The following is a 13,233-nucleotide window of genomic DNA, read 5'->3' as shown; positions in this document are numbered from 1 at the left end:
TGCACATCCGCTGCGGCGGGGATGGCGGGAAGGGGTGGCGCCGGGTGCGGTGGTGCGGCGGGATGGGCTCAGGTCACCGGACAGATGGCGCTGGACACGCGAAGGAGATCGACGTGGAGTCGACCTACTAGGGTGGTTCCGGCGCTAGACATGGCAAGAGATTCGCACGGCGCGGGACTCGCGGTCCACTAACATCCAGATATTGGACGCTGATGTTTCGTCATGTGGGACGCCTGGAGGTTCCCGCCGCTCCCGGCCCGGGTGTCCGGCAACGCCCCCGCACCCCGGGGAGATCAACCGGCGGGTCCCGGCCCGATACCGTTAGCCCTGTGCAAGCAGCAGGCGATACGAGCAGAGCGAACCCCGAGCGGCCCTCCCGGCGCCGGGGCAAGGGCGCCCGGCGTGCGGCCAAACAGGCCACCTGGCGCCGCACGGCGTGGGAGCTGATCAGGGACACCACCAACACCTGCGTCGAGTACCGGGTCACCGGTCTCGCCGCGGAGGCGGCGTTCTTCACCCTGCTGTCGATCCCACCACTGCTGCTCGGCCTGGCCGGCACCCTCGGCTACCTCGACAAGTTCCTCGGCGCGGGCACCATCGACCGGCTCAAGCACGACATCGTCTCGGCCTCCGGGACGGTCCTGTCGGACTCCTCCGTCAAGGAGGTCGTGGTCCCGTTGCTGAACCAGGTGTTCGACCACACCCGGCCCGACCTCGTCTCGATCGGCTTCCTGCTGTCGCTGTGGTCCGGCTCCCGGGCGCTCTACATCTTCATCGACACCATCACCGTCATGTACGGGCTCGACGGCAAGCGGGGCATCGTCAAGACCCGGCTGATGTCGCTCGGCCTCTACCTCGGCGCCCTGGTGATCGGCTCCCTGGTGCTGCCACTGCTGATGGCCGGGCCCGGACTGGTGGAGAACGCCGTGCCCGGCATCGCCGGACTGGTCGGCGCCGCCTACTGGCCGGTCGCGATCGTGCTGCTGATCGTCTCCCTGACCACCCTCTACCACCTGGCCGTCCCGGTCTCGACACCGTGGCGCGAGGACATCCCCGGCGCCCTGGTCGCCCTGGTGGTGCTGGTCTTCTGCAGCGTCGGCCTGCGGCTCTACCTGGTCAGCTCGGTCGAGGGCCCCTCGGTGTACGGCTCGCTCGCCGCGCCGGTGGCCGTCCTGCTGTGGATCTTCGTGGTGGCCCTGGCAGTGCTCATCGGCGCCGCCATGAACGCCGCGATAGACCGGCGCTGGCCCACCCTGGAGACCGCCGACGCCCGCGCCGAGAACGAGCGGGCCCACGAGGAGGCGGCCGCCGCCGTGGTCCGCGAGGTCGCCGCCCGACGGGCCGTCGAACGCGCCCGCCGCGCCCGCGCACTCGGACTCGCCGAGGGCGTCGAGGAGGAGTGGGGCGAGGACGAGGGCGAGGACGTCGACGTGCCCTCCGAGTACCCGGAGCGGTGGGCCGACGTGCTCGCCGCCGACAACGTGCGCGGCCGGCTCACCGCCCGCGGCGGGCCGCACCACCGGCCCACCCCGCCGCCGCCGGACAGCGACCGGCCGAGCGGGCCGCCGCCGGAGCCCACCGGGCCCGAGGGGCCCCCGGAGCCGCTCGGACCGCCGGGGCAGGAGGTGCCGGGGTACCCGCCGCGGCCGCCCCGGCCGCCGTGGGAACAGCGGTGACGCGGACGGCGGCGAAGCGGGCCGTGGTGGCCGGGCACCGGTAGCCGGGCACTGCCGGCCGGGCCGTGGTGGAACGCGCAGGGCCTCCCCCGAGGTGCGGGGGAGGCCCTGTCGGCTTCGGTGCGGGGGTCTTCCTCGGGATGGTCTCCGTCGGGGCGGCCCGCGTCGGGTGGTCCGCGGTGGGTGGCCCTCGTCGGGTGGTCCGCGGTGGGGTGGACGGGTCAGGTGGTCGCCGGGCCCGGGGGGTGGCCGTACTGCGGGGCGGCGGGCGTGTGACCGCCCTGTGGACCGGACGGCAGCGGGGCGGCGGGCGTGTGACCGCCCTGTGGACCGGACGGCAGCGGGGCGGCGGGCGTGTGACCGTACGCCGGGCGCAGCTCGGTGACGGCGGAGGGATCGGCCCCGCCCGGGGTGGCGGGCCGGAACGCGGCGGGAGTGCGGCCCTGGGCGGGGTGCAGCTCGGTGACGGCGGAGGGGTCGGTCGCGCCGGGGTCCGTCGGGGCCCAGGCCGGTGCCGGACCGTCAGGTGCCCGGTCGGCTGGCGCCGGGGCGGCCCGGGCGGGCAGCGGCTCGGGGGAGGGCTGGGCCGGCTCCAGGGCGGTGCGCCCGGAGGAGTCGCTCAGTTTGATCAGCAGCGCGACCATCAGCCAGTTCGCCAGCAGCGAGGAACCTCCCGCGGCCAGGAACGGCAGCGCCTTGCCGGTCAGCGGGACCAGCCCGCTCACCCCGCCGACGACCACGAAGATCTGCAGTGCCAGCGCCGCCGACAGGCCGGTGGCCAGCAGCTTGCCGAACGGGTCGGTCAGGCCGACCGCGGTGCGCAGGCCCCGCTGGATCAGCAGCACGTAGACCATCAGCACGGCCGTCACCCCGGCCAGGCCCAGCTCCTCGCCGATGGTGGTGAAGATGAAGTCGCTGCGCCCGGCGAACCCGATCAGCCAGGGCCGGCCCGATCCCAGGCCGGTCCCGGTCAGGTGCCCGGTGCCCAGGCTGAACAGCGCCTCGGCGGGCTGCTCGGAGATCGCCTGGTCGTGCACCGGCTTGTAGTAGTCGAGGGGGTGAAGCCAGGCCTCGACGCGGCCGTGCACGTGCGGCTCCACGGTGCCGACCACCGCCGCGCCGCCGACCGCCATCAGCAGGCCGAGCACCACCCAGCTGGTGCGCTCGGTGGCCACGTACAGCATCACGATGAAGACGCCGAAGAAGATCAGCGAGGTGCCCAGGTCGCGCTCGAAGATCAGCACCAGCAGGCTGACCACCCAGATCGCCAACACCGGGCCGGCGTGCCGCCCGCGCGGCAGGGTCATTCCCCAGATCTTCCGTCCGGCCAGCGCGAGCGCGTCCCGGGAGGCCATCAGGTAGCCCGCGAAGAAGATCGTGATCGCGACCTTCACGAACTCGTCCGGCTCGAAGGAGAGCCCGAACAGCCGGATCCAGCGCTTCGCGCCGAAGCTGTCGCTGGGCGAGGCCACCGGCGCGGCCAGCAGGATCAGCGCGCCCGCCATCAGCAGGTAGACGTAGCGCTGGAAGAAGCGGTGGTGCTTGACCAGCACGATCAACGCGATCGCCGCCGCCACCGAGAGGAACACCCACATCAGCTGGGAGGGCGCGGCCGGGAGCTTCTGGTAGTCGCCCTTGGCGCTGTGCGCGGCCTTGTAGCTGATGTCCAGCCGGTCCAGCAGCACCAGCCCGAAGCCGGTCAGGAAGACGCCGAGCGGCAGGATCAGCGGGTCCGCGTACGGCGCGAACCGCCGCACCGCCAGGTGCGCCACCCCGGCGAGCGCGCCCAGCGAGAGACCGTGCACCAGCAGCCCGGGCGGCAGCTTGCCGGTCAGCGCCAGATCGGCCTCGATGTGTCCGGCCAGACAGACGGCCACCGCGAGCGCCAGCAGTCCCAGCTCGATGTTGCGGTGGCGCGCGGCCAGCCGGCGGCCCTCGCCGCGTGCAGTGCTGTGCACCTCGTGTCGTCCCCTTGTCACCCACGTGGCGGGTATCGCCGACGGGCATCCTGCCAGACGTTTGTGTCGTGGCCGCGGTTGCGAACGGCGGGGCTCCGGGGGCAGAACTTTGCCTGGGCAAAGCTTTGCCGGGCCCCGGTAAAGCTTTGTTCAGAACCGGGTATAGAGGAGGGCCCCGCGCGCTCCGGGCCGGTGGCGCGGCGACATCATGGCCGGGCGCCGCGGTGTCCGCCGCGGTGCCCGACGGCGACGGCGCGGACGACCGCCCCGCCTCGGTGGCGACGGGTGCGAGCGAGGTGACCGGACGGATGAACGGCGCGGTGGACGGCGCGGTCTCCGTACTCGCCTACGACGGCCCGCCCCCGTGGCAGTGGTCCTACCTGGCCACCGCCTGGACGGCCGAACCGCTGGTGCTCGCGCTCTCGGTGCTGCTCGGCGCCTGGTACCTGACCGCGGTGCGCACCGTCCACCGGTCCGGCGGCGAGCGGTGGCAGCCCACCCGCACCGCCGCGTTCCTCGGCGGACTGCTGCTGTGGATCTGGTGCACCTGCTCCGGCCTCGGGGTGTACGAGCGGATCCTCTTCACCGACCGGGCCGTGCAGGTCGTGCTGCTGCTGATGGTCGTCCCGCTGCTGCTCGCGCTCGGCGCACCGGTCTCGCTGCTGGTCGCGGCCGCGCCGCCGGCCCGGCGGGAGCGGATCCTGCGGGCGCTGCGCAGTCGACCGTCGAAGGTGCTGATGTTCCCGGCCGTCTCGACCGCGCTGCTGATGGCGCCGCCGTGGCTGCTGTACTTCACGCCCTGGTACGAGGAGTCGGTGTCCAGCGCGGCCGGGAACGTGCTGCTGCACCTGGCGCTGGTGCTGCTCGGGCTCGCCTACTTCTGGCCGCGGCTGCAGATCGACCCGGTCGGGCACGAGTACCCGCACCTGGTCGGGCTGTTCATCACCTTCGCCGAAGTGATCTTCGACGCGGGGCTCGGGATCGTGCTGATCTACGGCGGTCACCTGGTCGCCGAGCACCACTACGTGGCGCTCGGGCGGCCGTGGGGGCCGAGCCTGGTGCAGGACCAGACCTGGGGCGGCAACGCGTTCTGGGTGCTGGGGGACCTGGTCGGACTGCCGTTCCTGGCCGCGCTGGTGCGGCGGATGGTGGTGCAGGGGCGGGAGGAGATCCGGGCCGTGGACGCCGAGCTGGACGCGCGCTTCGAGGCGGCGGCCGAGGAGGCGCGGGCGGCGGGGCGGCCCGAGGAGGAGGAGACGGGGATGCGGCCGTGGTGGCTGGACGACCCGAACCTCAAGCACCGGTACGGGGGCTGATTTTTGCCCTGCCTCGGCCTCCTGACGGTCCGTGGAGCGCGTTTCCACAGGTCAAAAATGGGTTGGCGGGGGTAGGCCGCTTCGCTAGCGTGTGACGTGTCCGGTTCGGAGGCCATTGGGCCGCCCGAGGAGTTCGGGGGCCATTGGGCCGCCCGAGGAGTAGAGAGCAGGAGGTGACCCCCGTGGTCGTTGTCGCCCCGATAGCTGCCCAGGGCAGCACGCGCGTTCACCTCCTCTTCCCGGCCGCCGGCTGAGCCCTTCGCGCCAGCCGTAGCCCGCCGGGACCATTTCCTCCCGAAGGGCCACTGCGTTGTTCGACGCTGCCTCCGTTCCGTCTTTCTCCACCCCTTCTTTCTCCCCCTCTTCTTCTTCCCTCCCCGACGCCGGCTCCGCGCTGACGGGCTACGGCTGGACGGCTGAGCTCGCCGAGCTCTTCGCCCCGTTCGGTGAGGCCGGGCTGCTCCCGGCCCGGATCGTCCGGGTCGACCGCGGCCAGTGCGACGCGGTGATCGCCGACCCGGAGACGGGCGAGCCGCGCACCGTTCGGTTCGACACCCGGCCGGTCGGCGACGCCGACATGATCAACTGCCCGTGCACGGGCGACTGGGCGGCCGTGGACCTCCACGCCCGGCCGATGGCGACCGTCGTCGCGCTGCTGCCGCGCTCCACCGCGATCATCCGCAAGGTGGCCGGCAAGCGTTCCGACGGCCAGGTGCTGGCCGCCAACGTCGACACCGTCCTGATCGCCTCCTCGCTCGCGACCGACCCCGACCTCGGGCGGATCGAGCGCTTCCTCGCCCTCGCCTGGGAGTCCGGCGCCGAACCGCTGGTCGCCCTCACCAAGGCCGACCTGGTGGACGACGCCGAGTTCATCAGGGCCGACGTCGAGGCCGTGGCGCCCGGGGTGACGGTGGTCGTGGTGAGCGCCGAGACCGGCGAGGGCATGGACGTGCTCCGCGCCTGCACCCCCGGCACCACCGCGGTGATCGGCCAGTCCGGCGTCGGCAAGTCCACGCTCACCAACGCGCTGGCCGGCGCCGAGGTGATGACCGTCCAGGAGGCCCGCGAGGTCGACCAGAAGGGCCGCCACACCACGACCACCCGCGAGCTGATCCCGCTGGCCGGCGGGGGCGTGCTGATCGACACTCCCGGGCTGCGCGAGGTCGGTCTCTACGGCGGTGAGGGCGTGGACCTGGCCTTCGCCGACATAGCCGAACTGGCCGAGGAATGCCGCTTCCACGACTGCGGCCACCACACCGAGCCGGGCTGCGCGGTGCGGGCGGCGCTGGCCGACGGCACCCTGCCGCAGCGCCGGATGGACAGCTACCTCAAGCTCCAGCGCGAGAACGAGTGGATCGCCTCGCGGTCGGACGCCCGGGTGGCCAAGGCCCGGCTGCAGAAGTGGAAGACGATCACCAAGTCGATGCGTGCCACGGGAGGTCCGGTGAAGCGCTGATCCGCAGGCGTCGTCGGCCACCGTCGTCGCGCTGCGGCGCCGGTGGCCGGTGGCCGGTGGCCGGTCGACGACGACGATCGATCGACGACGGTTGACCGACCACGGCCGGACGACCACCAAAGGGGTCGGCCTCCGGGGTCGGCCTCCGCCGGGGCCGTCGAACTCAGCGCAGGTCGGCCACCAGGCGGAAGCGCTGCAGGACCACCGGGGTGGCGTCGTCCACGGCGAAGTCCGGGTCGTCGAGGGCGGCGAGCATCTCCGGGCTGCGCCAGAACCCCTCGTGCGTCGCACGCCAGTCGGCCACGCTCCCGTAGCCCTCGCCCTCGTCCAGGGCGTGCTGCAGGTCGACCTCGGCGAGCGGGACCACACGGACGTCCGTGGTCTCGATCACCGCGACCCGGCGGCCGTCGGAATCGAGGACGGCGGCCCGCTCGCCGGGCTGCGGCAGGGGCTCGCCCTCGTGCTCGTAGTCGGCGATCAGACCGGTGGTGCTCGTCTTGGCGCCGCTGAGGACGGCCGCGACCAGTTGGTCGCGCAGCAGGCCGGGGAAGGCGAACTCCTCCGGGGGCAGGGCGGCCACGCGCGGGTCGTCCGGGCCGGCGTACGGGTGGTCGGAGGGCTGGCCGCCCGGCTGCTCGATCATGGGCCGAGCGTATCCGGGGCGTGGCCGAACGGCCCGCGAATTTCGGGCCCGGGCGGCGGGCCGGGGCGGTGGGCCCGGGGCCGGCGTGGCTGCGGACGGTGGGCGTGCATGGCTGTGGGCCGACGGGTGGCGGGGACGGCTCCGTGGGCCGCAGGCCGAGGGAGGGGCGGGGAGGGGAGGGCCTCCGAACGGCGATGTCCGATTCCCGCCAGTCACCCCCCGTCCGATCCCGCAAACTGGACAACGTGATCGACGACGACATCCGGTACCGAGCCGTGGACAGCCGCGACGCCCGCTTCGACGGCGTCTTCTTCACGGCCGTCACCTCCACCGGCATCTACTGCCGACCGAGCTGCCCGGCCGTGACCCCCAAGCGCGTCAACTGCGTCTTCTACCCGAGCGCCGCGGCCGCCCAGGGCGCGGGCTTCCGGGCCTGCCGCCGCTGCCGCCCCGACTCCGTGCCGGGCTCGCCCGAGTGGAACCACCGGGCCGACCTGGTCGGCCGCGCGATGCGGCTGATCGGCGACGGCGTGGTGGACCGCGAGGGCGTCGCGGGCCTGGCGGGCCGACTCGGCTACAGCTCCCGCCAGCTGCAGCGCCAGCTCATCGCCGAGCTCGGCGCCGGCCCGATCGCGCTGGCCCGCGCCCGTCGCGCCCAGACCGCCCGGCTCCTCCTGCAGACCACCGAACTGCCCGTCACCGACGTCGCGTTCGCGGCCGGCTTCGCCTCCGTCCGCCAGTTCAACGACACCGTCCGCGAGGTCTACGACCGCACTCCCAGCGGCCTGCGCGCCGAGGTCACCGCCGGTCGTCGCACCGGGACCCCGGCCGGTGGCCTGACCCTGCGTCTCGCCTACCGCGGCCCGCTGGACAGCGACCACCTGATCGACTTCCTCGCCCTGCGCGCCGTCCCCGGTGTGGAGGAGGTCGTCCAGGGCGAGCGCCCCGGCGTGCGCACCTACCGGCGCACGCTCGCGCTCCCGTACGGGCACGGCATCGCCGAGGTCGACGGCCTGGCGCCGGGCGAGCCGCGCACCCGGGGCTGGCTGGACTGCCGGCTGTTCCTCGCCGACCTGCGCGACCTGCCGACCGCCGTCCAGCGGCTTCGCATCCTCTTCGACCTGGACGCCGACCCGCTCGCCGTCGACGACCAGCTCGGCGCCGACCCGGTGCTCGGCCCGCTGGTCCGGGAGCGTCCCGGCCTGCGCTCGCCCGGTCACGTGGACCCGCACGAGCTCGCCGTCCGGGCCGTCCTCGGCCAGCAGGTCAGCGTGGTCGCCGCCCGCACCCTGGCGGCCCGACTCACCGAGAAGTACGGCACCGCGCTGCCCCAGCCCAGCGGGGGTCTGCGGCTGCTCTTCCCGACCGCGGCCGCGCTGGCCACCGCGGACCCGGAGGACTTCGCGATGCCCGCCGCCCGCCGCCGCGCGCTCACCGGACTGTGCGCCGCACTGGCGGAGGGCGTGGTGAGCCTCGACAGCGGGGTCGACCGGGAGGAGGCCGTGGCCCGCCTGCTGGCCCTGCCCGGCATCGGCCCCTGGACGGTCGGCTACCTGCGGATGCGGGCCCTCGCCGACCCCGACGTCTTCCTGCCGAGCGACGTGGGCGTCAAGCACGGCCTCGTCCGGCTCGGCGCCCCCGGCGACCCGACGTCCGCCGCCCGCGCGGCCGAGGCCTGGGCGCCGTGGCGCTCCTACGCGGTCCACCGACTGTGGGCCGGACCCGCGATCACCAGCACCGGAACGGAGAACGAACGAGCATGAGCACCACCACCCACCCCGCCACCGCCCCCACTGCGGCTCCCGCCGACACGGCGCACCCCACCGCGGCCCACCCCGCCACCGTCTACACGACGATGGAGAGCCCCTTCGGCCCGTTGCTGCTCAGCGGCGTCCTGCCCGAGGACGGCGGGCCGGCCGCGCTGGCCACCGTCACGGCACCGGGCCAGAAGTACGCGCTGGCCGAGCCCGCCGACGACTGGGTCCTCGACCCGGAGGCGCTCGCCGAGCCGGTGGCCCAGCTGACCGCCTACTTCGCCGGCGAGCGCACCGAGTTCGACCTGCCGCTCGCGCCCGTGGGCACCGAGTTCCGCCGCAGGATCTGGGCCGCGCTGGACGAGATCCCGTACGGGGCGACCGTGACGTACGGCGAACTCGCCGAGCTGGCCGGGCAGGAGCCGCGGATGGTGCGCGCCGTCGGCGGCGCGGTGGGTGCCAATCCTCTGCTCATCGTGCGCCCCTGCCACCGGGTGCTCGGCGCCAACGGCTCGCTCACCGGGTTCGCGGCGGGCGTGGACCGCAAGCGCCGGCTGCTGGAGCTGGAGAGCGGCACGCTGTTCTGAGTACCGCCCCGGTTCTCCGGTTCCTCTGGTTTCTCTGGTTCCTCCGCTTCCCCCCGGTCACTCCGAAGCGCGCAGGTCCACCCGCCAGTCGTGGCTGCGCATGAACCGCCCGGGCGGGAACTCGAACTCCGTCTCGCCGAGCAGCGTGAACCCGGCCTTGGCGCAGACCGCGTTGGAGGCGGGGTTGTCCACCGACGGGAAGGCGTGCAGGTAGCGGTGGGCGGCCTCGCGGCGGGCGGCCGCGACCGCGGCGCGGGTGGCGGCGACGGCGATGCCCCGGCCCTGGAAGTCGGGCAGCACGTTCCACCCCATCTCGTGGACGGTCCCGCCCCGCCAGGTCCGGGTGCCGTAGCCGACCGTGCCGACTGCGGTGCCCTCGTCCGCGGCGGCGCTGTTCTTCGGTGCCCCGCCACCGACCGCCTCGGTCCCGGGCAGCAGCACGATCCGGTACATGCAGCCGAGGCCGGACGGGACGAAGTCCAGGTAGCGGCCGTGCCGGACGAGCAGTTGCTCTTCGGTCTCCGGCCCGCCGACGTGCTTCTTCATCTCCGGAGTGTTCACCCGGCGCAGCAGCGCGAGGTCGGCGTCCGTCCAGGGTTCGATCCGCACCTGTGCCGAGGTGCCCGTCCGCGCTGTGGTCATGCCGGGGACGGTAGCGGGCCTCCCGGGCCGTGGACCAGTGCTTTTCCCCGTCGCAGCCGGATCGGGCCGTCGGGCCGGGCCGTCGGATCGGGCCGCCGGATCGGGACCGGTGCCCCGGGCGGTCGGCTCAGCCCTGTTCGGTGCCGGTCCCGGGCTGGGCGAGGGCGCGGGCGAGCTGTTCCAGGGCGGGCAGGGCGTCGACGACCGCTTCGCGGTCGGCGGGGTCGAGGCTGCCGAGCGCGGTGGCGATGCGGCGCTCGTGGGCGTGTTGCCAGTCGTCCAGCTGGCGCCGGCCGGCCGGGGTGAGGGCGATCCGGGCGGTGCGGCGGTCGCCGGGGTCGGCCTGACGGTCCACGAAGCCGGCTTCGAGCAGCTTGCCGACCAGTCCGCTGACGGTGTTGGGGGCGAGCCGTTGCCGGGCGGCCAGTTCGCCGACCCGCAGCGGCGCGGCGGCGAGGGTCTGGAGGAGTTCGACCTGCGCCATCGGCAGGGACTCCCACGGGTAGTCGGTGCGGATGCTGCTGCGCAGTGCGCGGCGCAGCCGGGTGACGGTGTCGGTCAGCCGTCGGGCGTGCTCGACCGCCGGGTCGGGGCTTGCGGTGGCGGAGTCGGGAACGTGTGGTGACGACGGCATGGCGGACAGCGTATCTCCTGGTACGGGGCGTGCCGGGGGCGCGGTCCGTCCCTCGGACGCGGTGCGGACAGCCTGCGAGACGCTTCGTATCGCAGGACGACCTGCTCGTAGAAAGAACATGTCTGCATCCGATATATTCGTGCCATGAACGCCACCGCCCTTGCCGCACGGCTGCTCACCGAGCGGCCCCGGCCCCGCGGCATCGCCGGCTGGCGCCACGCCCACTGGCTGGCCGTCGGCACGGTCTGCCTCGGCGCCTTCCTCGGCCAGCTCGACGCCAGCGTCATCGCCCTGGTCTTCCCCGCCATCGGCCACCACTTCGAGGCGGGCTACGCCGCCGTCGAATGGGTCGCCCTCGCCTACCTGCTCGTCCTGGTCGCCCTGCTGGCCCCGATCGGCCGGCTGTCCGACCTGGTGGGCCGCAAGACGATGTACATCGGCGGCTTCGCCGTGTTCGGCCTGTCCTCACTCGGCGCCGGATTCGCCGGCAGCCTCTGGATCCTGGTCGGCTGCCGGGGCGTCCAAGCCGTCGGCGCCGCGATGATGCAGGCCAACAGCGTCGCGCTGGTGGCGCGCGGCGTCCCGGAGCACGCGATGCGGCGGGCGCTCGGCATCCAGGCCTCCGCCCAGGGCCTCGGGCTGGCGCTCGGGCCGAGCCTCGGCGGACTGCTGGTCGAACACGCCTCGTGGCGCTGGGTGTTCTGGGTCAACGTGCCGATCGCCGTGTTCGGCATCCTGGCCGGCTGGTACCTGCTGCCGCGCACCCGGACGGAGCGGACGGGCCCGGCAGCCGTAGCGACGCCCGGTCCGGGGGCCGTGCCGACGCTCGGTCCGGGGGCCGTGCCGACGCTCGGGGTGCGGGCGGTACCGGGGCCCCGGGGGCGAGCGGTTCCGGAGCCCCTCGCGCCCGCTGCGGTGCTCCCGCACCGGGACGACGCCCACTTCGACCTGCCCGGCATGCTGTTGCTCGGCGGCGCGACCACGGCGCTGCTGCTCGCGCTGTCCACCGCCTCCGGCCTGCCGCTGCCCGGCTGGGCCGTCACCGTCCTGCTGCTCGCCGCCGCGGCGCTCACGGCGGCGCTGGTGCGCCAGGAGCGGCGGGCGGCCCGGCCGATCCTGGCGCCCGGACTGGTCAACACCCCGGGGGTGCGGTCCGGCCTGGTGGTCGCGCTGATCGGCTACCTGCTGCTGTTCTGCCCGCTCGTGCTGGGCCCCGTGCTGCTCACCGGCGCCGGTGTGTCGACCGCCGGCGCGGGCCTGCTGGTCACCCTGCTGCCCGCCGCGTTCGCCTTCGCCGCGACGGTCGGCGGCGGGCTGCTGCCCCGAGGCTGGTCGGACGCGACCAGGTGCCGGGCCGGCGCCGCCGTCGCGGCCGCCGGGCTGCTGCTGTTCGCGCTGCTGCCGGCCACTGCCGTGTCGGCGGCCCCGCTGCTGGTCGCCGGGTACGGGCTGGGTCTGCTGCTGCCCGCCAACAACGCGCTGGTGATGCGGGCGATCCCGGCGGAGTGCTCGGCGGTCGGCGGCGGCATGGTGAACATGGCGCGCAGCCTCGGCACGGCGCTCGGCATGGCGCTGTCGGTCCTCGGCGTCCACCTGGCGGGCGCCGCGTCCGGTGGGCGGACGGTGCTGCTGCTCCTCGCGGCGGTCGCGGCGGCGGCCGCGGTCCTCACCCGGCCCGCCCGAGCGGCCGGCACCGCCCGTCCGGCCCGCGCTGTCCGAGCGGCCGGCACCGCCCGTACGGTCCGCGCGGGCGGGACGGCTCGTGCCACCCGACCGGACCGCGCACCCCGCGCACCCCGCGCGGAGCGTCGCTAGCGGGCCGGGGCGTTCAGGGCGTCCTGGGCCCGGCTCAGGCCGAGCCGCACCAGGGTCTCCAGGGCGTCGGCGCACCGGTCCAACTCGACGGGCATCGCGGCCAGTTCGTCGTCCGAGAACCTCTTCAGCACGTAGTCGCCGACGCTCTGCCCCTTCGGCGGCCGCCCGACGCCGAACCGCAGCCGGACGAAGTCACGGGTGCCGAGCACCTCGCCCACCGAGCGCACCCCGTTGTGGCCGCCGGGCCCGCCGCCACGCTTCAGCTTGGCGGAGCCGAACGCGAAGTCCAGGTCGTCCTGCACGACCACCAGCCGCTCCACGGGCACGCCGTACCGGCGCATCAGCGCGGCCACCGGACGGCCGGACAGGTTGATGAACCACAGCGGCTTGGCGAGCAGCACCGGCCGGCCGTCGACCTCGATCTCCGCGACCAGCGTGGCGATCCCCCGCCGGCGGAACCGGGCGCCGTGCCGCTCGGCCAGCCGGTCGGCGGCGAGGAAGCCCGCGTTGTGTCGGGTCTGCCGGAACCACGGTCCGGGGTTGCCGAGTCCGGCGATCAGCCAGGGGGTGTCGGCGGCGCCAGCGCCGGCGGAGGCGGGGGTGTCGGGGGCGGCGGGGGTCATCTGGGGTCTCCGGGCGGGGGCGGGGGCGGGGGCGGGGCTGGGGGTGGGAACGTCGGAAGGGGGGGGGGGGCGGCGTGTATGTGTGGCGCGCTCGAGCCCACCCCCCCCGGCGCGGGCGGCGGGGCCGGG

At 74.5% G+C, this 13,233-nt stretch carries 12 protein-coding genes; 6 read left to right on the top strand and 6 right to left on the bottom strand.

Annotated features, from left to right (window positions below):
• Positions 1-68: 68 nt before the first annotated feature.
• The gene (locus ACFV0O_RS25185) at positions 69-152 is read right to left on the bottom strand and encodes a putative leader peptide (RefSeq protein ID WP_318264789.1); all 84 of its coding nucleotides are present in this window, start codon (positions 150-152) and stop codon (positions 69-71) included.
• Between the two features lie 177 nt (positions 153-329).
• Between ACFV0O_RS25185 and ACFV0O_RS25180 the strand changes: the two genes are divergently transcribed.
• On the top strand, positions 330-1,676 hold the full coding sequence (locus tag ACFV0O_RS25180) for a YihY/virulence factor BrkB family protein (protein ID WP_380345503.1): 1,347 nt from the start codon (positions 330-332) through the stop codon (positions 1,674-1,676).
• A 221-nt stretch (positions 1,677-1,897) separates the two neighbouring features.
• On the opposite strand, the gene ACFV0O_RS25175 is transcribed toward ACFV0O_RS25180, so the two are convergent.
• Positions 1,898-3,634, bottom strand: a complete 1,737-nt coding sequence (locus tag ACFV0O_RS25175) for an FtsW/RodA/SpoVE family cell cycle protein (RefSeq protein WP_380345501.1) — start codon at positions 3,632-3,634, stop codon at positions 1,898-1,900.
• A gap of 224 nt (positions 3,635-3,858) precedes the next feature.
• Here ACFV0O_RS25175 and ACFV0O_RS25170 point away from each other — a divergent pair, with 224 nt between their 5' ends.
• Both ACFV0O_RS25170 and rsgA read left to right on the top strand, forming a co-directional pair.
• A complete protein-coding gene (locus ACFV0O_RS25170; protein ID WP_380345499.1) occupies positions 3,859-4,950 on the top strand; it encodes a cytochrome c oxidase assembly protein in 1,092 nt (363 codons plus the stop codon).
• Between the two features lie 310 nt (positions 4,951-5,260).
• Positions 5,261-6,406 carry a ribosome small subunit-dependent GTPase A gene (rsgA, locus tag ACFV0O_RS25165; protein WP_380345497.1) on the top strand — a complete coding sequence of 382 codons (1,146 nt, stop codon included), beginning with the start codon at positions 5,261-5,263 and terminating at the stop codon, positions 6,404-6,406.
• 163 nt (positions 6,407-6,569) lie between these two features.
• On the opposite strand, the gene ACFV0O_RS25160 is transcribed toward rsgA, so the two are convergent.
• Positions 6,570-7,049 (bottom strand): ASCH domain-containing protein, encoded by a 480-nt coding sequence (locus ACFV0O_RS25160; protein WP_380345496.1) that lies wholly within the window; start codon positions 7,047-7,049, stop codon positions 6,570-6,572.
• A 194-nt stretch (positions 7,050-7,243) separates the two neighbouring features.
• Here ACFV0O_RS25160 and ACFV0O_RS25155 point away from each other — a divergent pair, with 194 nt between their 5' ends.
• Together ACFV0O_RS25155 and ACFV0O_RS25150 are read left to right on the top strand one after the other, a co-directional pair.
• Positions 7,244-8,812: a DNA-3-methyladenine glycosylase 2 family protein gene (locus ACFV0O_RS25155; RefSeq protein ID WP_380345494.1), complete on the top strand. Its 1,569-nt coding sequence runs from the start codon at positions 7,244-7,246 to the stop codon at positions 8,810-8,812.
• Complete coding sequence (locus ACFV0O_RS25150; RefSeq protein ID WP_380345492.1) at positions 8,809-9,390, top strand: methylated-DNA--[protein]-cysteine S-methyltransferase; 582 nt, start codon at positions 8,809-8,811, stop codon at positions 9,388-9,390. Before ACFV0O_RS25155 ends, ACFV0O_RS25150 begins: the two co-directional genes overlap by 4 nt.
• Positions 9,391-9,447: 57 nt before the next feature.
• Here the strand turns inward: ACFV0O_RS25150 and ACFV0O_RS25145 are convergent, their stop codons facing one another.
• Positions 9,448-10,032, bottom strand: a complete 585-nt coding sequence (locus tag ACFV0O_RS25145; protein ID WP_380345490.1) for a GNAT family N-acetyltransferase — start codon at positions 10,030-10,032, stop codon at positions 9,448-9,450.
• 127 nt (positions 10,033-10,159) lie between these two features.
• Entirely contained in the window at positions 10,160-10,666 is a 507-nt protein-coding gene (locus tag ACFV0O_RS25140; RefSeq protein ID WP_380345488.1) for a MarR family winged helix-turn-helix transcriptional regulator, read from the bottom strand.
• A 144-nt stretch (positions 10,667-10,810) separates the two neighbouring features.
• Here ACFV0O_RS25140 and ACFV0O_RS25135 point away from each other — a divergent pair, with 144 nt between their 5' ends.
• On the top strand, positions 10,811-12,481 hold the full coding sequence (locus tag ACFV0O_RS25135; RefSeq protein WP_380345486.1) for an MFS transporter: 1,671 nt from the start codon (positions 10,811-10,813) through the stop codon (positions 12,479-12,481).
• Here ACFV0O_RS25135 and pth read toward each other — a convergent pair.
• On the bottom strand, positions 12,478-13,104 hold the full coding sequence (gene pth, locus ACFV0O_RS25130; RefSeq protein WP_380345484.1) for an aminoacyl-tRNA hydrolase: 627 nt from the start codon (positions 13,102-13,104) through the stop codon (positions 12,478-12,480). The two genes, ACFV0O_RS25135 and pth, sit on opposite strands and share 4 nt — an antisense overlap.
• Positions 13,105-13,233: the final 129 nt, after the last annotated feature.

The sequence above is a fragment of the Kitasatospora sp. NPDC059577 genome, assembly GCF_042735475.1.
GTDB lineage: Bacteria > Actinomycetota > Actinomycetes > Streptomycetales > Streptomycetaceae > Kitasatospora.
This window is presented reverse-complemented; position numbering and strand designations above follow the sequence as displayed.